This is a genomic window from Mycobacterium scrofulaceum (assembly GCF_002086735.1).
Classification (GTDB): Bacteria; Actinomycetota; Actinomycetes; order Mycobacteriales; family Mycobacteriaceae; genus Mycobacterium; species Mycobacterium scrofulaceum.
Map to the genome: position 1 here is coordinate 86,385 of NZ_MVIJ01000011.1, position 20,597 is coordinate 106,981.

A 20,597-nucleotide genomic window follows, 5' to 3' on the forward strand; every position below is an offset into this window, starting at 1 on the left:
GTAACCACGATCGCGAGCCCGGTACTCGGCCAGCGCGGGTCACCCGCCGGCGGGGCCGGCCAGCAACCCGGCCAGCTCCGCCGGGGCGGGCAGATCATCGGGGGCCACGGTCGCGCGGGCGCGCACGTAATAGAAGGCCGTCCGCACCGACGATTCCGGCATACCGGACAGGGCGGCCCACGCCAGGCGGTACACGGCGAGCTGCACGGCGGCCTGCCGCATGGCCTCCGGCCCGCGCGGCGGCTCGCCGGTTTTCCAGTCCACGACCGTGGCGCCGCCGTCGGGGTCGGCGAACACCGCGTCGATGCGCCCCCGCACCAGGGTGTCACCGATCGGCATCTCGAAGGGCACCTCGACGGCGATCGGGGTGCGCGCCGCCCACGGTGATTCGGTGAATGCCGCCTGCAACGCGCCCAACTCGGGGGTGTCGCCGATGTCGGCGTCCGCCGCACCAGGCAGGTCGGCGAGATCGAAGAGGCTCTCGGTCCCGTAGAATCGCTGGACCCAGGCGTGAAAGGCGTTGCCCAGCAAGGCATGCGGATCGGGCCGGGTCGGAAGCCGATGCCTGAGCCGCTGCGCGGCGCCGGCGGGGTCGCGGGCCAGGTCCACCAGGCCGCTGACCGACAGCTGCCCGGGCAACGCCCCGGTGGGCGGCTCCGCCGAAGGCGCGCGCTCGGCGAGCAAGGCGTCGACATCGGCGGCCCAGCCCTCGACGTCGACCGTGGGCTCATCCGGGTCGCCCGACATGGCCCGGGCCACCAGATCAGCGCCGCGTTCGACCTCGCCGCGGCGGCCGGCCAGCGGGTCGGCCGGCCAGATTGCCTCGACGGTGTTGTCACGCAACGGGTTCGGGTCGCCGTCGGCCGGCGCGGGCGCCCACTGGTCCACCACCCCGCAGGGCTCCCCGGCCGCGGCCGAACGGTCGATGACGTCCTTGATCTCGCACAGGAAATCCGAGGGTCCGCGCGGCTTGATCCCGGTGGCACCCCAATGGTGACCCGACACCAGCAGGGTGTCCTCGGCGCGGGTGACGGCGACATACAACAGCCGGCGCTCCTCGTCGACCCGCCGCTGGTCGAGCTGGCGGCGATGCTCGGAGATCTTGTCGGACAGTTGCTTCCGGTTGGTGACAGCCGAAATGTCCAGCACCGGCACGCCCAATGTGCCGGCCGCGGCCCGGTCGCCCCGCAGCAGCGGCGGCAGCTCGGACGCGTCGGTGAGCCAGGTGCTCCGCGACGCCGTCGACGGAAAGACACCGCCCGACAGGTGCGCCACCGCCACCACCTGCCATTCCAGCCCCTTCGCGGAGTGCACCGTGAGCACCTGAACGCGGTCGCGCGCGGCCACCAATGGGGCCGGCGGCAAACCGTTCTCGACGGTCGCCGCCACATCCAGGAACGCCAACAGGCCCGCCACCGACGCCGTTGCGCAGCGGTCGGCCGCTCCCGCGGGGTCGGCCCGTTCGGCGTAGCCGGCGACGACGTCGGCAAACGCGTCGAGGTGCTCGGTGCCTGCCCAGCCCGCGTCCGATCCCGCCGCGGCGCGGACGTCACAGTCGACGCCCAGCGCGCGGCGCACCTCGGCGACCAGATCCGGCAGGCAGTGACCCAGGTGGCCGCGCAACGCGCGCAGTTCGGCGGCCAGCGCGGTGATGCGCTGGTATCCCGCGGCCGAATACGGTTCGGCCGGGCCGGGATCCGCGAGGGCGTCAGCCAGGCACGGGGTGTCGGCGTCGGGGCCGGCGGCGAGCGCGATCGATTCCGGCGCTCCTCCCCCGCCCGACCCTTCGCCGAGTTGCCGGGCGCGCCGCCACAGCGCGGCGATGTCGCGGCCCCCGAGGCGCCAGCGCGGGCCCGTGAGCACTCGCATCGCCGCGGCGCCCGCGGTCGGGTCGGCGACGAGTCGCAGCATGGCGACCACGTCGGCCACCTCGGGGATGGACAGCAGCCCCGCGAGCCCGACGACCTCGACGGGGAGCCCGCGGGCGCGCAGGGCATCGGCGATGGGGGCGGCGTCGGCGTTGCGGCGCACCAGGACGGCGGCGGTCGGCGGGCCCCCGCCGTCGGCCCGGGCCGCCCGGTACCGCGCGGCGAGCTCGTCGGCGATCCACTCCCGCTCGGACTGCACATCGGGAAGCAGTGCGCAGCGGACGGTCCCGGGCGGGGCATCCGGGCGCGGCCGCAACGCGTGCACCGCGACCGACCGGCGGCGCGCCTCCGCCGAGATGGCGTTGGCCAGCTGCAGGGTGCGCGGCGGGTTGCGCCAGCTGGTCCGCAGCTCCAGGGCCGGCGCGGGCGTGCCGTCAGACCGGGGGAAGTCGGTGGTGAAGCGCGGCAGGTTGGTCGCCGAGGCGCCCCGCCAGCCGTAAATCGACTGAATCGGGTCGCCGACCGCGGTCAGGGCCAGCCCGTCGTCGACGCCGCCGCCGAACAACGCCGACAGGGCGATCCGCTGGGCGTGGCCGGTGTCCTGGTACTCGTCGAGCAGCACCACCCGATAGCGGCCGCGCAGGTCCCGGCCGACCTGCGGGAAATTCGCGGCCAGCCGTGCCGCGCAGGCCATCTGGACGCCGAAGTCCATGGTTTTGGCGGCACGCATGCGCGCGCTGAGCGCGTCCAGCAGCGGGACCAGCTCGGCGCGCTGGGTCTGGGTGGCCAGCAGCCGCAGCAGCCACTGGCTGGGGCCGCGGTCGCGCTGATACGGGCCCGCCGGCAGGGTGTGGATCAGCCGCTCCAGCTCCACGTGGGTATCGCCGAGCTGGCCGGTGTCGACCAGGTGCTCGGCCAGCTGCCCCCACAACCGCAGCACCATGGACGTGACCGCGGCCGGCGTCTTGTCGGTGCGCAGCTCCCCGCGATAGCCGCTGACCACGTCGAAGGCGAGCTGCCAGAGCTCGGTCTCACCGAGCAGCCGGGTGTCGGGCTCGACGGGCAGCAACAGCCCGTAGTCGCGGATCAGCGAACCGGCGAACGCGTGGTAGGTGCTGACCGTCGGGGCGCCCGCCGGTTCCTCGGGAGCAGGGCCGCCGGGCCCCAAGCCGACGCCGGCCAGCCTCGCCAGCCGGGACCGCACCCGCCGCAGCAGCTGTCCGGCGGCCTTGCGGGTGAACGTCAAGCCCAGCACCTGGCCCGGTTCGGCGTAGCCGTTGGCGATGAGCCACACCACCCGCGCAGCCATGGTCTCGGTCTTGCCGGCGCCGGCGCCCGCGATGACGACCAGCGGCCCCGGCGGCGCGGCGATGACGGCGGCCTGCTCTTCGGTGGGCGGGAAAAGTCCGAGCGCACCGGCCAATTCGGCGGGACTGAAGCGCGGGATCATCGCGCCGCCCCGTCGGCGTGGGCCGGGCACGAGGGCCGCAGTGGGCAGTGCGAGCAGCCGTCGTTGCGCCGGGCGACGAACCGCGGCCCGGCGGTCGCCTCGGCCGCGCGCCGGACCAGCCGGCGCCATTCGTCACGGGCGGCCGGTGTCAGCGGGTCCTGCTCGCGTTCGGTGACACCGGAGGCCCCGGACTTGCCGAGGTAGACCAGCCGCGCGCCGCCGGGCTCGGCGCCCGCTTCGACCATCCCCTCGGCCACCGCCAGCTGATACATCGCCAGCTGGGCGTGTTGTTGGGCGTCGTCCTTGCTGACCGGGGTCTTGCCGGTCTTGATGTCGACGATGACCAGCCGGCCGGCGGCGTCGCGCTCCAGCCGGTCGACGCGGCCGCGCAGCCGGACTTCCCCCTGGTCGCCGGACGCCGCCAGGGCACCGTCGACCTCGACCTCGACGCCCACCTCGGTCAGCGCGCTCCGGGTCTGCGCCCGCCACTCGAGGAAGGCCTCGATCATCGCGCGGTGCCGCGCCAGCTCGTTCGCCGAGTGCCACTCGGCCTCGAAGGGCAGGTGCCGCCACGCGCGGTCCAACTCGGCCAGCATTTCGGACTCACTGCGCCGGGGTTCGGCGACCAGGGCGTGCAGCACCGAACCGATCGTGGAGCGCAGATCACGCGGGTCGGTGCCGCCGTGGCGTTCGGCCAGCCAGCGCAGCGGACAGTCGTTGAGCATCTGCAGGGTCGACGGGGTCAGCGTCACGGCGTCGCCGTCGCCGCGCAGCGGTTCGGCGGTGCTGACGGGGATCAGCCCGTGCCAACCGGCCGGGTCGGCGCCCGCCACGCCGGCGCGGGCCAGGCGCGCCAATTGCGTGGCCGCGCAGGCCCGGGCGGCGTCGTCGACCGCGCCGCCGGGGGCGCAAACGACACCGCGCAGGCGACCGACCAGCGCCGCCGCGGACAGCACCCGGGGCGCTGAAACGGGTTGCGGCGCTGCGACATCGTCGTCGCCGACCGCTTGCGCGAGCTCGTAGTAGAACGGCGACGGCAGCGCCGCCTCCCCGCCCGCGCCGCCCGTGTCGCCGTCCACGGCGGTCACCAACAGCCGCCGGCGCGCGCGGCCCATCGCCGCCACCAGCAGCCGCCGCTCCTCGGCCAGCAGCGGCGCCCGCACCGACGCGTCCCCGGTGACGCCGTCCAGCACATCCAGCAGCCGCTGGGTGCCCAGCACACCGCCGCGCGGAACCGTGTTGGGCCACAACCCCTCCTGCAGCCCGGCGATGACCACCAGGTCCCATTCGTGTCCCAGGGCGGCGTGCGCGCTGAGCACCCGGACCTGCTCCACGGTTGACACCGGCTCCTGGTGCACGCTCGGCAGGTGCAGCGCGGCGACGTGCTCGACGAGCCCGCGCAGCGACGCACCCGACGTGCGCGACACGTACTGATCGGTGATGTCGAACAACGCCGTCACCGCCTCCAGGTCCCTGGCGGCCTGCGCGCCGCCGGGGCCGCCGCGCTCGGCCGCCGACAGCCAGCGACGCTGCAGGCCGGAACGCTGCCACGCCGCCCACAGGATGTAGCGCGGGTCTTGGCCCGCACGATGGCAGCGCGCGGCCGCGTCCAGCACCGCGCGCACCCGCTGTACCGGGCGGAGTTGCGGGCCCGAGGGCGACGGCGCGGCACCGGCCAGCGCGTCGGCCAGCAGGTCCGCAAAATCCGCCGGCGCGCGATCGGGGTTGGCGCGCTGCAGCGCTCGGCGCAGCTGCCGCAGCGAAACCGGGTCGACGCGACCGATGGGGCCGGTGAGCAGCGCCAGGGCGCGTTCGCCGTCGAGCCCGTCGGCGGTCGCGGCCAGGACGGTGAGCAGCGCCCGGGCGGCCGGTTCCCCGGACAGCGGTCCGCTCGCCGCGGGAGCGGCCACCGGCACCCCGGCGGCGGCCAGCGCGCGCGGCAATCGCGCGCCGGCCCGCGGCACGGAGCGGACGACGACCGCCATCTGCGACCAGGGCACGCCGTCCACCAGGTGCGCGCGCCGCAGCGCGTCGGCGATCATCGCCGCCTCCGCGTGCGCCGACGCGGCCAGGCGCACGGTGACCGAGCCCTCCTCGGGTCCGGTGCCCTCGATCCGCCTGCCGCCGCTGCCGCCGGGCAGCCGGCGCGCGATGCCGCTGACGGCGCGCGCCACCGCCGGCGCGCAGCGATGTGAGGCCGTCAATGTCACCGACGGCGCGTCGCCGTCCACCAGCCCGGCGGGTTCACCGCCCCGAAAGCCGAACACCGCCTGATTGGGATCCCCGGCGACCAACGCCAACTCCGCGCCCGCCGCGAGCACCCGGACCAGGCGGGCCGCCTGCGGGTCGAGCTGCTGGGCGTCGTCGACCAGCAGCACCCGCACCCGGGCCCGCTCGGCGGCCAGCAGCTCGGGATCGATCGCGAAGGCCTCCAAGGCCGCCCCCACCAGTTCCGCGGCGCCCAGCGCGGGTGTCGTCGCCTGCGGCGCCGCCGTCCCGACCGCGGCCCGCAACAGCATCACCTGCTCGTACTGGCGGGCGAACTGGCCGGCGGCGGTCCATTCCGGCCGCCGGCACCGGCGACCCAGCCGCTCCAGTTCCCGCGGGTCCACACCACGTTCGGCGCAGCGCGCCAACATGTTCCGCAGTTCGGTGGCGAAGCCGGCGGTGGCCAGCGCGGGTCGCAGATGCGCGGGCCACGCCGCCGCCGCCCGCGGCCCGTCCTCGAGGTCGCCGGCCAGCAGCTCCCGGATGATGGCGTCCTGTTCGGCGCTGGTGACCAGCCGCGGCGGAGCATCGCCGGCGCGCTCGGCGGCCCGGCGCAGCACGGCGTAGGCGTAGCCGTGCACGGTGCGGACCAACGGTTCCCGGACGGCGGCACGGCCGGCGCCCGCGCAGCGCGGCCGCAGCAACGCCGTGGTCAACGCGCTGCGGGCCTGCACACCCAGCCGGCCGGAACCCGTAAGCAGCAGAACCGATCCCGGGTCCAGTCCCGCGTCGATCTGGGCGACCGCGGCCGCCACCAGCAGGCTGCTCTTGCCGGTGCCGGGCCCGCCCAGCACCCGAACCGGCCCGCGAACGCCGGGCTCCAGCAGAACCCGCGCCTCGGGCTCCCAGGTGTACGACATGGCTGCATGCAATCACCCGGGTCCGACAAGCCGGCCCGGCGTGCGCCGCCGCCGACCCCTAGGCTGGAGCCGCGAGCAGCCAGACGAACGGCGAGGAGGGTACGTAATCGTGACGGACGTCGAACCCGGCTTTCCCAACGACGAAGCGCCCGAAGGCGACGCCGTGGAGCAACTGCAACCCGTCGACTTCGACGAGGAGGTCGGCCTCGACACCGACTACCTGACCGCCGCCGACCGCGAGGCGAACGAGGCCGACGTGATCGAGCAGGCCTACGTCGTCCCCACCGAGGACGACTGGGACGACGTCCGCTGAGCCGCCCGCGCGGGCCCGTGGCGGCGGCTGGCACGATCGAGGGGTGACCGCCGACCTCCACGTGCACCGCTACGGCCCGCCCGGTCCGGTGCGAGTGCTGGCGCTGCACGGGCTGACCGGCCACGGGCAGCGGTGGCAGCAGCTGGCCGGCCTGCTGCCCGAAATCACGTTCGCCGCACCGGATCTGATCGGCCATGGGAGGTCGTCGTGGGCGGCGCCGTGGACCATCGACGCCAACGTCGCGGCGATGGCCGCGCTGCTCGACGACGAGGCGCGGGCACCGGTACTGGTGGTGGGGCACTCCTTCGGCGGCGCGCTCGCCATGCGGCTGGCCGCGACACGGCCGGACCGGGTGGCGGCGCTGCTGCTGCTGGACCCCGCGGTCGGGTTGGACGGCGAGTGGATGCGCGAGATCGCCGACGCGATGTTGTCCTCACCCGACTACCCCGGCCCCGCGGAGGCGCGGCTGGAAAAGCTGCACGGCTCCTGGTCGGACGTGGACCCGGCCCTGCTCGACGCCGAGATCGACGAGCACCTGATCGCGCTGCCGGGCGGCCGGTACGGCTGGCGCGTCAGCCTGCCGGCGATGATGTCGTACTGGAGCGAGTTGGCCCGCGACGTCGTGCTGCCCCCGGCCGGCACGGCGACCGTGCTGGTGCGGGCGAAGCGCACCTCGCCGCCCTACGTCGGCGACGGGCTCATCACCGGACTGCAGGAACGGCTGGGATCCGATTTCCGGCTGCTGGATTTCGACTGCAACCACATGGTGCCCTACGCCGCGCCGGCCGAAGTCGCGGCGCTGACTCGCGAGCTGCTCGAGGTCTGATCGTGGCGCCGGTGACCGACGATCAGGTCGAACGGGTGCGCGCGCTGGTCGCCGCGATCCCGTCGGGCAGGGTCGCCACCTACGGCGACATCGCCGCTGTGGCAGGGCTTTCCAGCCCGCGCATCGTCGGGTGGATCATGCGGACCGACTCCTCGGACTTGCCGTGGCACCGGGTGATCACCGCCTCGGGGCGCCCGGCGCGTCATCTGACCACGCGACAGCTGGAGCTGCTGCGCTCCGAAGGGGTGCTGGCCACCGACGGCAAGATCGCGCTGCGCGAGGTCCGGTACGACTTCGGGCGCTAGAGCACCAGCCGGACCAGCGCCGCCGTGCGGGCTAGCCCGGGAAAGGCCTCGGCGGTCGACCGCGGGTGCAAAGCATGCACGGCAAGCCGAAACATCAAGGCGCGCAACAACATCTGCGGCCACTCCGGCAGCGCGTTCCAGCGTTCGATGAGTCCGTCGTCGGCCTCGCCCCAGGACAGCGCGTCGACGACGACGACGCCGGCGGCCCATGACGCGGGTCGCCAGTAGGGGGTGATGTCGGTGATCCCCGGGGCGGCGGTACCGATGAAAAGCACTGTCCCGTAGAGGTCCCCGTGCACCAACTGGTTCGGGCTCTTGGTGGGCCGGCGCAAGGTGGCCAGCTGGTTGATCAGTTCCACCGACCGCTCGGCGTCGGCCGTCGGCGGGGCGGTCCGCGCGCCCGGGGGTACCGACGCCAGCGGCCGTTCCTCCCAGGCGGCACGGTCGGCGGCGATGAAGATGTCCACGTCGCCCCAGGGGGCGGTGGGTCCCTGGGTCAGAAACCGGGGGCGTTCCAGTTTGCCGGTCGCCTCGTGCAGGCGCACCGCCGCCGAGACCACCTCGTCATGCCGCGGCTCGGGGGTGCCGGCGACGAAGGTGTCCGCCCGCCAGCCCGACGCCACATAGCGTCCGTCCGTCGAGCGGACCGGGCGGGCCAGCCGGACGCCGTCGACGAACAACGTCTCGCGGACCCGGGCCGACCAGGCCGCCCTGGCGTGGTCGGCCACCAGCGACAGGACCACCTCGCCGCAGCGCCAGCCGCCCTCCCAGCTAGCCCCCAGATAGACGGGCTGCACACCGGTCAAACCAAACGCCGCCAGCACATGCTCCGGCGGTGGCTCGACATTCACACCGGTAGCCTAGACGAGGCCGACTCGCGGACCGGCTCAGTACATCACCATGTCGGGCTGCATCTGCTGCGCCCACGCCACGATGCCGCCCTGCAGGTGTACCGCGTCGGCGAATCCGGCCTTGCGCACCGCCGTCAGCGCCGCGGCCGAGCGCACCCCCGTCTTGCAGTACAGCACCGGGACGCGGTCGTGCGGCAGCTTTGCCAGACCTTCCCCGGAGTCGATCGACGACTGCGGGATCAGCTGGGCCCCGTCGATGTGGTTGATCTCCCACTCGGCGGGCTCCCGGACGTCGATCAACGCCAATCTCGTGCCCGAGTCCAGCAACTCGCGCAGTTGCAGCGGGGTGATGGTAGAGCCGGTGACGACCGCACCGGAATCGGCGGGCGCCGCACCGCAGTACTGCTCGTAGTCGATCAGCCCGGTGATTCTCGGCGACGACGGATCCTTGCGGATCTTGATGGTGCGGTAGGACATTTCCAGCGCGTCGTAGATCATCAACCGGCCGAGCAGCGACTCGCCGATCCCGGTGATGAGTTTGATCGCCTCGGTGCCCATCACCGACGCGACGGACGCGCAGACGATGCCCAGCACGCCACCTTCGGCGCAGGACGGGACGGTGCCGGGTGGCGGCGGCTCGGGGTAGAGGTCGCGGTAGTTGAGGCCCCGGCCGCCCGGTGCGTCCTCCCAGAACACCGAGACCTGCCCCTCGAACCGGTAGATCGACCCCCACACGTACGGCTTGCCGGCCAGCACGGCCGCGTCGTTGACCAGGTAGCGGGTGGCGAAGTTGTCGGTGCCGTCCAGGATCAGGTCGTACTGCTCGAACAGGCCGACGGCATTACTCGAGTCCAGCCGGAACTCGTGCAGGCGCACCTGCACCAACGGGTTGATGGCGGCGATCGACTCGCGCGCCGACTGGGCCTTGGCGCGTCCGACGTCGGCGGTGCCGTGGATGATCTGGCGCTGCAGGTTGGATTCGTCGACGACGTCGAAATCGACGATGCCGATCGTCCCGACCCCGGCCGCGGCCAGGTAGAGCAGCGTCGGCGCGCCCAGGCCGCCGGCGCCGATCACCAGCACGCGAGCGTTCTTGAGCCTCTTCTGCCCGTCGACGCCCAGGTCCGGAATGATCAGGTGGCGGCTGTAGCGGGCCACCTCATCGCGGGTCAGCTGGTCTGCCGGCGCCACGAGGGGCGGCAGTGCTGTCTGCGGCGTCGACACGCTGGAACACCTCCTCGGTCTCGCAGTGCGGTTGGTCGTCCACCACCATCTCAGCAGCCGTCGCGGGGGACGGCAATGAATTCAACCGGCCCGCCGCCGAGCGCCGCGCTGGCGTGACGCTCGGGCCTGAGGCGTCGCGCGCGCCGCGCTACGCGATCGGGAACGGCCAGGGATTGAATCGGCAGGTCTTCCCGTCCGCCTTGACGAAGTCCGGGTCGAACTGGGCGGCGTCGTTGTTCGACGTGGAGAACGTCTGCTGCATCATCACCGGCGCCAACGCGCCCTGCTGCTCGCACGGCTCGTGGCGCACGTACCCGATGGCGTGGCCGACCTCGTGGTTGATCACGTACTGGCGATAGGACCCGATGTCCCCCTCGAACGGGACGGCCCCTCGCACCCAGCGCGCCTCGTTGATGAAGACCCGCGATTGCCGGTCCTTGCCGAAGGACGGGTTGTAGCAGGAGGTCTCCAGCCGGAATTCGTAGCCGCAGCCCTCTCGGACGGTCACCGGGGACACCAGGGAGATCCGGAAATCGGGGTTCCCGTTATCGATCCGGATGAACGCGAACTGCGGGTTGTGGGTCCAGCCCTTGGGGTTGGCCAGCGTCTGGTCGACCATCTGCGCGAAGGCATTGTCGCCGCCGAACATCGTGGGGTCGATGCCGTTCTCCACCTCGACGGTGTACCGGAACACCTTCACGGTGCCCTGACCGATCTGCGGCGTCGTACCGGGCACGACGTGCCACGTCTTGTCGCCCGCCTCGGTGAACGGGCCGCCATCCGGAAGCGTCCCGGCCGGCAGGTTGGCGTCGAACGCGGCGAGCCCGCGCGGCGGCGCGTCGATGATGGACGTGCCCATCGCGCCGACCTCCTGCGGGCTCTGGATGGGCTGGTTGGCCGTGGGCTTCGTCGCGGCAGTGCCGGTGACCGTCTGGTAGACGACCACCGCGGTGAGCGCCACCAGCGCGGGCAGCGCGTAGGCGCGCCAGCCGTAGGTCGAGACGAACCGGCCCAGGCGCGTCTGCTTGCGCCACTGGTTCGGCCGCTCCCGGTCGGCCCGGGTTCGTCCGCCGTCGCGGGCGATCGGGTCACGCAGGGCCCGCAGCGGTTCCCGCCACTCGTCCCGCAGCACCGGGACGCGACCGGTGCCGCGAGAAGGCCGCTGGGAAGTCATTTCCCCAGGATTACACAGCGGGCGCCGGGGCCGTCCTTGGCGCGCCCGAATGCACCGCCCGACACCACTTTCTGCCAGCGGCGACGGCCGCGACGGCGATCACCGCAACCGCACGGGTAGTAATGTCTGTCGCAACGAGCCGCGCGCGGCTGGCCCGAGCAGTGCCGGCGGCCGGACGCCGACAGACCAGATGAGGACTCGATGAGCGAACTCGCCAAGCCCGCGGCGCGGCGTGCCGTCAAGTCGGCCGACCGCACTCGGCCCGGGGACGGCATCGCGGCCACCAGCCGGCGCGGCAACCGGTTGCCGCGTGACGAGCGTCGCGGTCAGCTGCTCATCGTCGCCAGCGATGTCTTCGTCGATCGCGGCTACCACGCGGCCGGCATGGACGAGATCGCCGACCGCGCCGGGGTGAGCAAACCGGTTCTGTATCAACACTTTTCGAGTAAGCTCGAACTCTACCTGGCGGTGCTCGCCCGGCACGTCGAGAACCTCGTGTCGGGGGTTCAGCAGGCGCTGAACACCACCACCGACAACCGCAGGCGGCTGCACGCCGCGGTCCAGGCGTTCTTCGACTTCATCGAGCACGACAGCCAGGGCTACCGGCTGATCTTCGAGAACGACTACGTCACCGAACCCGAGGTGGCCGCGCAGGTGCGGGTCGCCACCGAATCGTGCATCGACGCGGTGTTCGCGCTGATCAGCGAGGATTCGGGCCTGGACCCCCACCGCGCCCGGATGATCGCGGTTGGGCTGGTCGGCATCAGCGTCGACTGCGCCCGTTACTGGCTGGACTCCGACCGCCCGATCTCCAAAGCGGACGCGGTCGAGGGCACCGTCCAGTTCGCCTGGGGCGGCCTGTCACACGTGCCGCTTACTCGCCTTTAGCGCCCTTCCCGGGGAGTTTGGTGACCTCGGCGCCGATACCGAAGCCGACCCGGCGGGCATCCGCGGGACCGATCTCGACGTAGGCGATCTTGCTGGTGTGGACGAGGAAGCGACGCCCCCGCTCGTCGGTCAGCCTCAGCAGGCCGGGACCCTCGCTCAGTGCGGCGCTGACGAGCTCTTCGACTTCGGTCGGCGTCTGCGCGCTGGAGAGGACCAGCTCGCGCGGACTGTCCGTGATACCGATCTTGACCTCCACGGTCACCCCTTCCGTTGGAATTGAAGTCGACGGCCCTGCCACTGCAGGCTAGTGGACGCGGGCGGCCCGCATCGGCGACGGCCCCCACGGCGCGGTTCGCGGTGAGCGAAACGTCGGTCGCGAGCAGATAACGATTCGCTTGCAGCTGGTCTCAGACCCGGTTTCGACACCCGATCTGTGCTTTCACATCGCTAACTTCGGCCCCATGGGTACCACACTGGCCGACCTCGACGAGATCCGGGACTATCCCGAGGACGAGACCGATGAGCTGTACCGAGCCGGCTCCTACCCCGAGGGTGACTACAACTGGACCGGCTGGCCGGCCGAGCTGCGCTGGCGTCCGGTCACGGCGATCGTCGGCGCCGTGGTGGCCGTCGGCGCGATCGCCACGGCCGTCATCATCAACAGCGGCGACAGCGCCTCGACCAAGGCCACCGTCGGACCGGCCCCCCAGCCGGTGACGTCCGCGCCGGCCACCACGAAGGGCACCGCCCCGCCCAGCGCGCGGCCCACCCCCTCGGTCACGCAGCAATTGCCGCCCGAGACAGTTACCACCGTGACCACGCCCAGCGTCGCGCCGAGCCTGGCGCCGACGGGAACCCCCACCGCCGCGCCGCCCCTGACACTGACGCCCCCGCCGGCGGCCGCGCTGAACCCGCGCACCGTCGTCTACAGCGTGACCGGCAGCAAGCAACTGCTCGACCTGGTCAACATCGTCTACACCGACGGTCAGGGCCGCTCCCAGACCGAGTTCAACGTGTCGCTGCCGTGGACCAAGGCGGTGATCCTGAACCCGGGCATCCAGAACCCATCGGTGGTGGCGACCAGCTTCTACGGCCGGCTGAACTGCTCGATCGTCAACGCCGCCGGTCAACTGGTCACGGCGCAGGCCAACAACTCGAGCCTGGCGAGCTGCACGCGCTGAGTCTGATGGCCGTGACCCGCAGCGCCCGGCTGCGCCGCGCTTGCGATCACGGCTGAGCCTCAGCTCAGGCCGAGTTCGCGCATCCGACGGTCGTGCGTCTGCTGTAGCCGGTCGAAGAAGGCGCTCAGCTGGCCCAGGCCGCCGGCGCCCGACATCACCAGGTCAACGAGCTCGTCATGGTCGGCCAGCAGGTACTGGGCCTGCGTGATCGCCTCCCCGAACAGGCGGCGCGACCACAACGCCAGCCGGCTGCGCTGCTTGCCGCTGGTGGTCACGGCGGCGCGCACCTCGGCCACCACGAACTGCGAGTGCCCGGTTTCCGACAGCGCCGCGCGCACCACGTCGGCGATCTCGTCGGGCAGCCCGTCGGCGATCTCCAGGTACAGGTCGGCGGCCAGCGCGTCGCCGACGTAGGTCTTCACCAAGGCCTCCAGCCAGGTGCTGGGCATCGTCAGCCGGTGGTAGTTCTCCAGCGCCGAGACGTATTTCGACATCGCCGACACGACGTCGACGCCCCGGCTTTCCAGGGCGTCGCGCAGTAGTTCGTAGTGCTGCATCTCGGCGGCGGCCATGCTCGCCATGGAAATGCGTCCGCGCAGGTCGGGCGCCATCCGCGCCTCGTCGGTGAGCCGATAGAAGGCGGCGATCTCCCCGTACGCCAAGACCGCGAACAACTCGTTGACGCCCGGGTGATCGGCCGACAGACGAGGGGCGGGCGAATCCTCCACCTGATCGGCGGACGCAGGCTGGCAAGAGGGCCGGGTCATGGCAACACTGTAGTCGGCGGAACCGGCGCAAAACGGGGGCCAGCTGTCGACCGGCTATCATGTACGTAGATAGCGGCTGCATTCCTCCGGGAAAGCCGCTATCGGCGAAATGTGCGTGCACAGCTGGCCCGCCCGAAATCGAGCAGGGGCCCGCGACTCGGCGACGTCATCGGAGTCGGAACTCGTGCGCGCGTGACCGCGACAGAGAAACACCGACACAAACCGATACGTCACCGAAAGGTTTCCCACCCCCGCATGAGCACACTCACCGACACAACTGAACTGACCTTTGCCAATCTCGGCGTCCGCGACGAAGTCGTCCGCGCCCTCGCGGAGAAGGGCATCGAGCGCCCCTTCGCGATCCAAGAACTGACCCTGCCGCTGGCGCTCGCCGGCGACGACCTGATCGGCCAGGCGCGCACCGGCATGGGCAAGACCTTCGCGTTCGGCGTGCCGCTGCTGCAGCGCATCACCGCGGGCGCCGACGCCCGCCCGCTCAACGGAACGCCCCGCGCCCTGATCGTGGTGCCGACCCGCGAGCTGTGCCTGCAGGTCCACGGTGACCTCTCCGACGCGGCCAAGTACCTCAAGGCCGAGGGCGACCGCCCGCTGAGCGTCGTCTCGATCTACGGCGGCCGGCCCTACGAGCCCCAGATCGAGTCCCTGCGCGCCGGCGCCGACGTCGTGGTGGGCACCCCGGGCCGGCTGCTCGACCTGAGCCAGCAGGGTCACCTGCAGCTCGGCGGCCTGTCGGTGCTGGTGCTCGACGAGGCCGACGAGATGCTGGACCTGGGCTTCCTGCCCGACATCGAGCGCATCCTGCGCCAGATACCCGTCGAGCGGCAGTCGATGCTGTTCTCGGCGACCATGCCGGACCCGATCATCACGCTGGCCCGCACCTTCATGAACCAGCCCACCCACATTCGCGCGGAGGCGCCGCACTCGGCGGCCACGCACGACACCACCGAGCAGTTCGTCTACCGCGCCCACGCGCTGGACAAGGTGGAGCTGGTGACCCGCGTGCTGCAGGCCGAGGGCCGCGGCGCGACGATGATCTTCACCCGCACCAAGCGCACCGCGCAGAAGGTGGCCGACGAGCTCGCCGAGCGGGGCTTCAAGGTGGGCGCCGTGCACGGCGACCTCGGCCAGGTGGCCCGCGAGAAGGCCCTCAAGGCCTTCCGGTCCGGGGAGATCGACGTGTTGGTCGCCACCGACGTCGCCGCGCGCGGCATCGACATCGACGACGTCACCCATGTCATCAACTACCAGATCCCCGAGGACGAGCAGGCCTACGTGCACCGCATCGGCCGCACCGGCCGCGCGGGCAAGACCGGGGTCGCGGTCACCCTGGTCGACTGGGACGAGCTGCCCCGCTGGTCGATGATCGACAAGGCGCTGGGCCTGAACTGCCCCGAGCCTGCCGAGACCTACTCGAACTCGCCACACCTCTACGAAGAGCTGGGCATCCCCGACGGGACGACCGGCACGATCGGCACGCCGAAGAAGCCGCAAGGCCCGCGCCGCAAGACCGAGCGTGACGGCCAGAAGACGGAACGGTCCGGGCGTGCCCGCTCCGGCGCGCCGCGCCGGCGCACCCGCGGTGGTCAGCCCGTCACCAGCCACCCCGGCGGGAACGCCGCGGCCGGCGGCACCAACGGCGAAGCCACCGCGGAGGGGTCGGCCAACTCCGGGACCAGCCGGCGCCGCCGCCGGCGCCGCAAGCCCGCCGAAGCCGGCGCGCACACCAACTAAGCCACGGATGGTCAGGCCCGAACGCCGCACCAGGGGTGACGTCCTGGCCGCCGCGGCGATCGCGGTCGTGGTCGCCGCCGTCGCCGCGCTGATCTGGTGGACCAGCGACGCCCGGGCGACCATCAGCCGGCCGGCCGCCGAGCCCGCGCCCAACCCGAACCCGGCCCGACAGGTGCCCGCCACGCTCGAGCAGTTGTGGACGGCGGCCAGCCCGGCCACCACCGCGCCCGTGACAGTCGGCGGGACGGTGGTCACCGGCGACGGCCGCCGGGTCGACGGGCGCGACCCCGGCTCGGGGCAGTCCCGCTGGAGCTACGAGCGCGACAGCGCCCTGTGCGGGGTCTCGTGGGTCTACCACTACGCCGTCGCCGTCTATCGCGACGACCGCGGCTGCGGCCAGGTGAGCACGCTCGACGGGTCCACGGGCCGCCGCGGGCCGGCCCGCAGCGGCTACGCCGACCAGCGCGTGCGCCTGTCCTCCGATGGCACGACGGTATTGTCGGCCGGCGACACCCACGTGGAGCTGTGGCGCTCGGACATGGTCCGGATGGTGGCCTACGGCGAGACCGACGCCCGGGTGAAGCCCTCGGCGCGCGGGCTGCACTCCGGCTGCAGGCTGGTCTCGGCGGCCGCCAGCTCGTCGGCGGTGTCGGTCCTGGAGAGCTGCGCGAACCAGGCCGGCGTGCGGCTGGTCCTGCTGCGACCGGGCAAGGATGACGACGAACCACAGCAACGCACCGTGGACGAAACGGGAATCACTGCGGATTCGGGCGCCCGGGTGCTGGCCGTCTGGGAGAACAACACCGCGGTGTACCTGCCGTCACCGCGCCCGCGGGTGGACGTGATCGACGAGACCGGCACGACCGTGTCGAGCACCCTGCTGGCCAAACCGCCGTCGAGCCGCGGCGCGGTCTCGCACGCGGGCAGCCTGATCACCTGGTGGACCGGCGATTCCGTCATGGTCTTCGAAACGGGCAACCTGTCACTGCGCTACACCATCGCCGCGGGCGACAAGACTGCGCCCCTGGGGCCGGGCGCCATGATGGCCGGGCGGCTGTTGATCCCGGTCACCGGCGCGCTCGGCGTGTACGACCCGGTCAGCGGCGCCAACGAGCGCTACATCCCGGTGAACCGCGCGCCGAGCGAGTCGGCGGTGGTCCCGGCCGTCGCGGGCTCCCGGGTGTTCGAGCAGCGGGGCGACACCCTGGTGGCCCTGGGCTGAGGGCGCGGCCGAGCAAGCGGGGGTGCCCCGCATTTGGCGCTCGGGCTACACCTCGACGGCGAACGTCGGCAGCGGCTTGCCGGTCTTCCAGTGCTTGAGCAACGCCTTCGCCAGGTCCGCGTAGGCCGACGCGCCCTTGTTCCTGCGCCCGGACATCACCGACGAGCCGGACGCGCTGGCCTCGGCGAAGCGCACGGTGCGCGGGATCGGCGGGGCCAGCACCGGCAGGTTGTAGCGGTCGGCGACGTCCACCAACACGTCGCGGGTGTGGGTGGTCCGCGAGTCGTAGAGCGTCGGCAACGCGCCCAGCAGCCGCAGATCCGGGTTGGTGATCTGCTGGACGTCGGCGACCGTGCGCAGGAACTGGCCGACGCCGCGGTGCGCGAGGGTCTCGCACTGCAGCGGCACGATCACCTCGTCGGCGGCGGTCAGCCCGTTGAGGGTGAGCACACCGAGCGACGGCGGGCAGTCGATGATGACCACGTCGAAGTCGTCGGACAGCTTGGCCAGCGCGCGCTTGAGCGCATATTCGCGGCCGGCCCGCATCAACAGCATCGCCTCGGCCCCCGCCAGGTCGATGTTGGCGGGCAGCAGCGTCATGCCCTCCATCGTGGTGACCAGCGCGGCTTTGGGCTCGACCTCACCGAGCAGCACCTCGTGCACGGACACCGGGAGTTTGTCGGGATCCTGGCCGAGCGAGAAGGTCAGGCAGCCCTGCGGATCCAGGTCGACGAGCAGCACCCGCTTGCCCTCGTCCATCAGCGCCGCGCCCAGCGAGGCCACCGTCGTCGTCTTGGCGACGCCGCCCTTTTGGTTGGCCACCGCCAATACCCGGGTCTTACTCACCAGCGCCCGCCCCTCTCATCGCCTGGCACAAGCATCATTGCCGCCGCGCGGTAACAGTGCCCATCCTGGCATGTTCGATCGCCGCGCGCTGCGGCCGACGGGCCCGGTATGCCGTCCGGCAGAATCGATCGATATGGGCCTGCACAACCATCGACTGGTATTGCTCCGCCACGGCGAGACCGAGTGGTCGAAGTCCGGCCAGCACACCGGCCGGACCGACCTGGAGCTCACCGACACCGGCCGCGTTCAGGCCGAGCTCGCCGGCCGCGTCCTGCGCGAACTGAATCTCGTCGACCCGCTGGTGATCAGCAGCCCGCGCATCCGCGCTCTGACCACGGCCAAGCTGGCCGGGCTGGCCGTCGACGAGGTGTCTCCCCTGCTCGCCGAGTGGGATTACGGCGTCTACGAGGGGTTGACCACCCCGCAGATCCACGAATTGGTGCCCGACTGGCTGGTCTGGACGCACGGCTGCCCCGGCGGCGAAAGTGTGGCCCAGGTCAGCGACCGCGCCGATCGGGCCGTCGCGTTGGCGTTGGAGCACATGAGCTCGCGCGACGTGGTGTTCGTCGGCCACAGCCATTTCTCGCGCTCGGTGATCACGCGCTGGGTCGAGTTGCCGCTGGTGGAGGGCAGCCGCTTCTGGATGCTGGCCGGCTCCATCGCCGTGTGCGGTTTCGAGCACGGCGTGCGGCAGCTCGCCGCGCTCGGATTGACCGCCCAACCGCAGGCGATCAAACCCGGGTGAGCACCCAACCACCGTTCGCGCTGTGCGGACCGACGCAAACCATGGTCGCCGACGGGGTGCGGGAACGCTACCGCGACGCGGCGACGGCGCAGCGCGCGCTGCGATCCGGTGCCTCCCCAATAGTGTTGGGCGCGTTACCTTTTGACGTGGAACGGCCCGCGGCGCTACTGACGCCCGGCGGCGTGCGCCGCACCGCCGGGCCGCCGGACTGGCCGACCGGCCCGCTGCCGCCGGTGCGCGTCGCCGCCGCCGACCCGTCGCCGGCGCAGTACCGCGACCGGATCCGCCGCGCCCGCGATCAGCTCGCCGCCCCGGACAGCCCGCTCAGCAAGGTAGTGCTGTCGCGCGCGCTGCGACTGGTCGCCGACGCCCCGCTGGACGCCCGCGTCATCCTGCGCCGGCTCGTCGCGGCGGACCCGGCCGCGTACGGCTATCTCGTCGACCTGACCGGTGCCGGCGACGGCTACGCCGGCGTGGCGCTGGTGGGGGCCAGCCCGGAGCTGCTGGTGGCCCGCTCCGGCGATCGAGTCACCTGCCGGCCCTTCGCGGGTTCGGCGCCCCGCGCCGCCGACCCGGAAGCCGACGCCGCCAACGGCGCCGCGCTGGCCGGTTCGGCCAAGGACCGCCACGAGCATCAGTTGGTCATCGAGACCATTCGCGCCGCCCTCGAGCCACTGTGCGACGAGTTGACGATCGCCGACCAGCCCGAATTGAGCCGCACCGCGGCGGTGTGGCACCTGTGCACACCGATCGGCGGACGGCTGCGCGACATGTCAACGACCGCAATCGATTTGGCCTTGGCGCTGCATCCGACCCCGGCGGTCGGCGGAGTGCCAACCAAGGCCGCGGTCGAGCTGATCGCCGAGCTGGAAGGCGACCGCGGGTTCTACGCGGGCGCGGTGGGCTGGTGCGACGCCCGCGGCGACGGCCGCTGGGTGGTGTCGATCCGCTGCGCACAGCTGTCGGCGGACCGCCGCACCGCGCTCGCCCGTTCCGGCGGCGGCATCGTCGCCGAATCCGACCCCGACGAGGAAGTCGCGGAAACCACAACGAAATTCGCCACCATCCTCGACGCATTGGGCGCCGAGCGATGACCATTCGCCGCGCCAGGCCCGAAGACGCCGCCGCGATCACCGCGATGATTCACGCGCTGGCCGAATTCGAAAACGCCGCCGAGCACTGCACCGTCACCGAAAAGCAAATCACCGCCGCGCTTTTCGGTGACACCCCGACCGTGCACGGGCACGTCGCCGACGTCGACGGCGAGGTCGCCGCGATGGCGCTGTGGTTCCTCAACTTCTCCACGTGGGACGGCGTGGCGGGCATCTACCTCGAAGACCTGTTCGTGCGCCCGGGGTTTCGCCGCCGTGGCCTGGCCCGCGCGCTGCTCACGGAGCTGGCCGCCGAATGCCTCGACAAGGGCTACACGCGGCTGTCCTGGGCTGTGCTGAACTGGAACGCCGACGCCATCACGCTCTACGACGGCGTCGGCGGCCAACGGCAGGGCGAGTGGACCACCTATCGGTTGTCCGGTCCGCGGTTGGCCGAATTGGCGGAATCGCGCTGATCGCCGGCGGCCCAGCGCACGCCCGCGGGACTGAACAGCAGGCCCAGCACGGCCAGCGCCACGACGCCCACCGGAACCCCGAGGCCCGGCCGGTACGAATCCACCGTCAGATACCACGCCACCGGCAGCAGCAGCAGCTCGGTGATCACGGCCAGCCCGCGCCCCCAGCGCTTGCCGAGCGTGAGCGCCCGCCCGGCCGCCAGCACCGCCGCGCCGGCCAGCGCGAAGAAGACCGTCGTGCCCTGGGCGTACCACCCGCTTGCAGGGGAGCCGTGGACCACCTGCTGGTCGGCCCCGGCGATGCCCCGCGCCACCAGCACCACCGCCACCACTAGCGCGGCCACCCCCTGCGCCGCCAGGAGCAGCCCGGCGCCGCGCACCACGGCCGGCGCCGCCGCTGGCTTGCGGCCGAAGACTGTCACCCGCGTCAGCGTAGTCACCCCGGCCCACGGGGGCAGTTCCCCACAGCGCGGCCTTAATCGACCCGCAT

Annotated in this window: 19 protein-coding genes; 10 read left to right on the forward strand and 9 right to left on the reverse strand. The window is 72.3% G+C overall.

What is annotated here, in order from left to right; genetic code table 11:
- Window positions 1–39: 39 nt before the first annotated feature.
- Both BST44_RS09865 and BST44_RS09870 read right to left on the reverse strand, forming a co-directional pair.
- Entirely contained in the window at window positions 40–3,318 is a 3,279-nt protein-coding gene (locus BST44_RS09865; protein ID WP_083176985.1) for an ATP-dependent helicase, read from the reverse strand.
- Window positions 3,315–6,446 carry an ATP-dependent helicase gene (locus BST44_RS09870; protein ID WP_083176927.1) on the reverse strand — a complete coding sequence of 1,044 codons (3,132 nt, stop codon included), beginning with the start codon at window positions 6,444–6,446 and terminating at the stop codon, window positions 3,315–3,317. Before BST44_RS09870 ends, BST44_RS09865 begins: the two co-directional genes overlap by 4 nt.
- 109 nt (window positions 6,447–6,555) lie before the next feature.
- On the opposite strand from BST44_RS09870, the gene BST44_RS09875 reads away from it, so the two are divergent.
- The 3 genes from BST44_RS09875 to BST44_RS09885 are packed head-to-tail and all read left to right on the forward strand — an operon-like array spanning window position 6,556 to window position 7,890.
- On the forward strand, window positions 6,556–6,759 hold the full coding sequence (locus tag BST44_RS09875) for an Rv3202a family protein (protein WP_083176928.1): 204 nt from the start codon (window positions 6,556–6,558) through the stop codon (window positions 6,757–6,759).
- Between the two features lie 43 nt (window positions 6,760–6,802).
- Window positions 6,803–7,585: an alpha/beta hydrolase gene (locus tag BST44_RS09880; protein ID WP_083176929.1), complete on the forward strand. Its 783-nt coding sequence runs from the start codon at window positions 6,803–6,805 to the stop codon at window positions 7,583–7,585.
- A gap of 2 nt (window positions 7,586–7,587) precedes the next feature.
- The gene (locus BST44_RS09885) at window positions 7,588–7,890 is read left to right on the forward strand and encodes an MGMT family protein (RefSeq protein ID WP_083176930.1); all 303 of its coding nucleotides are present in this window, start codon (window positions 7,588–7,590) and stop codon (window positions 7,888–7,890) included.
- Here BST44_RS09885 and BST44_RS09890 read toward each other — a convergent pair.
- From BST44_RS09890 to BST44_RS09900, 3 genes are all read right to left on the reverse strand, one after another.
- Window positions 7,887–8,741: a TIGR02569 family protein gene (locus BST44_RS09890; protein ID WP_007168154.1), complete on the reverse strand. Its 855-nt coding sequence runs from the start codon at window positions 8,739–8,741 to the stop codon at window positions 7,887–7,889. The genes BST44_RS09885 and BST44_RS09890 overlap by 4 nt on opposite strands.
- A gap of 36 nt (window positions 8,742–8,777) precedes the next feature.
- Window positions 8,778–9,965, reverse strand: coding sequence for an adenylyltransferase/sulfurtransferase MoeZ (moeZ, locus tag BST44_RS09895; protein WP_083176931.1), 1,188 nt, complete (start codon window positions 9,963–9,965; stop codon window positions 8,778–8,780).
- Window positions 9,966–10,113: 148 nt separating this feature from the next.
- A complete protein-coding gene (locus BST44_RS09900; RefSeq protein WP_142274437.1) occupies window positions 10,114–11,139 on the reverse strand; it encodes a DUF3152 domain-containing protein in 1,026 nt (341 codons plus the stop codon).
- A 201-nt stretch (window positions 11,140–11,340) separates the two neighbouring features.
- On the opposite strand from BST44_RS09900, the gene fasR reads away from it, so the two are divergent.
- Window positions 11,341–12,027 carry an HTH-type transcriptional activator FasR gene (gene fasR / locus BST44_RS09905; RefSeq protein ID WP_083176933.1) on the forward strand — a complete coding sequence of 229 codons (687 nt, stop codon included), beginning with the start codon at window positions 11,341–11,343 and terminating at the stop codon, window positions 12,025–12,027.
- Here the strand turns inward: fasR and BST44_RS09910 are convergent.
- Window positions 12,014–12,283 carry a DUF3107 domain-containing protein gene (locus BST44_RS09910; RefSeq protein WP_083176986.1) on the reverse strand — a complete coding sequence of 90 codons (270 nt, stop codon included), beginning with the start codon at window positions 12,281–12,283 and terminating at the stop codon, window positions 12,014–12,016. The two genes, fasR and BST44_RS09910, sit on opposite strands and share 14 nt — an antisense overlap.
- Before the next feature lie 205 nt (window positions 12,284–12,488).
- Between BST44_RS09910 and BST44_RS09915 the strand changes: the two genes are divergently transcribed.
- The gene (locus tag BST44_RS09915) at window positions 12,489–13,208 is read left to right on the forward strand and encodes an MmpS family transport accessory protein (protein ID WP_083176934.1); all 720 of its coding nucleotides are present in this window, start codon (window positions 12,489–12,491) and stop codon (window positions 13,206–13,208) included.
- 59 nt (window positions 13,209–13,267) lie between these two features.
- Here BST44_RS09915 and BST44_RS09920 read toward each other — a convergent pair whose 3' ends face one another.
- Entirely contained in the window at window positions 13,268–13,975 is a 708-nt protein-coding gene (locus BST44_RS09920) for a ferritin-like fold-containing protein (protein ID WP_083176935.1), read from the reverse strand.
- Window positions 13,976–14,230: 255 nt separating this feature from the next.
- Between BST44_RS09920 and BST44_RS09925 the strand changes: the two genes are divergently transcribed.
- Window positions 14,231–15,727, forward strand: a complete 1,497-nt coding sequence (locus tag BST44_RS09925) for a DEAD/DEAH box helicase (protein ID WP_083176936.1) — start codon at window positions 14,231–14,233, stop codon at window positions 15,725–15,727.
- Between the two features lie 7 nt (window positions 15,728–15,734).
- The gene (locus tag BST44_RS09930) at window positions 15,735–16,949 is read left to right on the forward strand and encodes an Rv3212 family protein (protein WP_083176937.1); all 1,215 of its coding nucleotides are present in this window, start codon (window positions 15,735–15,737) and stop codon (window positions 16,947–16,949) included.
- A gap of 45 nt (window positions 16,950–16,994) precedes the next feature.
- On the opposite strand, the gene BST44_RS09935 is transcribed toward BST44_RS09930, so the two are convergent.
- Complete coding sequence (locus tag BST44_RS09935) at window positions 16,995–17,795, reverse strand: ParA family protein (RefSeq protein WP_083176938.1); 801 nt, start codon at window positions 17,793–17,795, stop codon at window positions 16,995–16,997.
- A 133-nt stretch (window positions 17,796–17,928) separates the two neighbouring features.
- Between BST44_RS09935 and BST44_RS09940 the strand changes: the two genes are divergently transcribed.
- Genes BST44_RS09940 through BST44_RS09950 form a run of 3 tightly spaced genes read left to right on the forward strand, consistent with a single transcriptional unit; the run spans window position 17,929 to window position 20,107 of the window.
- The gene (locus BST44_RS09940; protein WP_083176939.1) at window positions 17,929–18,540 is read left to right on the forward strand and encodes an acid phosphatase; all 612 of its coding nucleotides are present in this window, start codon (window positions 17,929–17,931) and stop codon (window positions 18,538–18,540) included.
- 41 nt (window positions 18,541–18,581) lie between these two features.
- A complete protein-coding gene (locus tag BST44_RS09945) occupies window positions 18,582–19,634 on the forward strand; it encodes an isochorismate synthase (protein WP_244184772.1) in 1,053 nt (350 codons plus the stop codon).
- Complete coding sequence (locus BST44_RS09950; RefSeq protein ID WP_083176941.1) at window positions 19,631–20,107, forward strand: GNAT family N-acetyltransferase; 477 nt, start codon at window positions 19,631–19,633, stop codon at window positions 20,105–20,107. The genes BST44_RS09945 and BST44_RS09950 overlap by 4 nt, the downstream gene beginning before the upstream one ends.
- Here the strand turns inward: BST44_RS09950 and BST44_RS09955 are convergent.
- The gene (locus tag BST44_RS09955; protein ID WP_083176942.1) at window positions 20,059–20,529 is read right to left on the reverse strand and encodes a hypothetical protein; all 471 of its coding nucleotides are present in this window, start codon (window positions 20,527–20,529) and stop codon (window positions 20,059–20,061) included. The genes BST44_RS09950 and BST44_RS09955 overlap by 49 nt on opposite strands.
- Window positions 20,530–20,597: the final 68 nt, after the last annotated feature.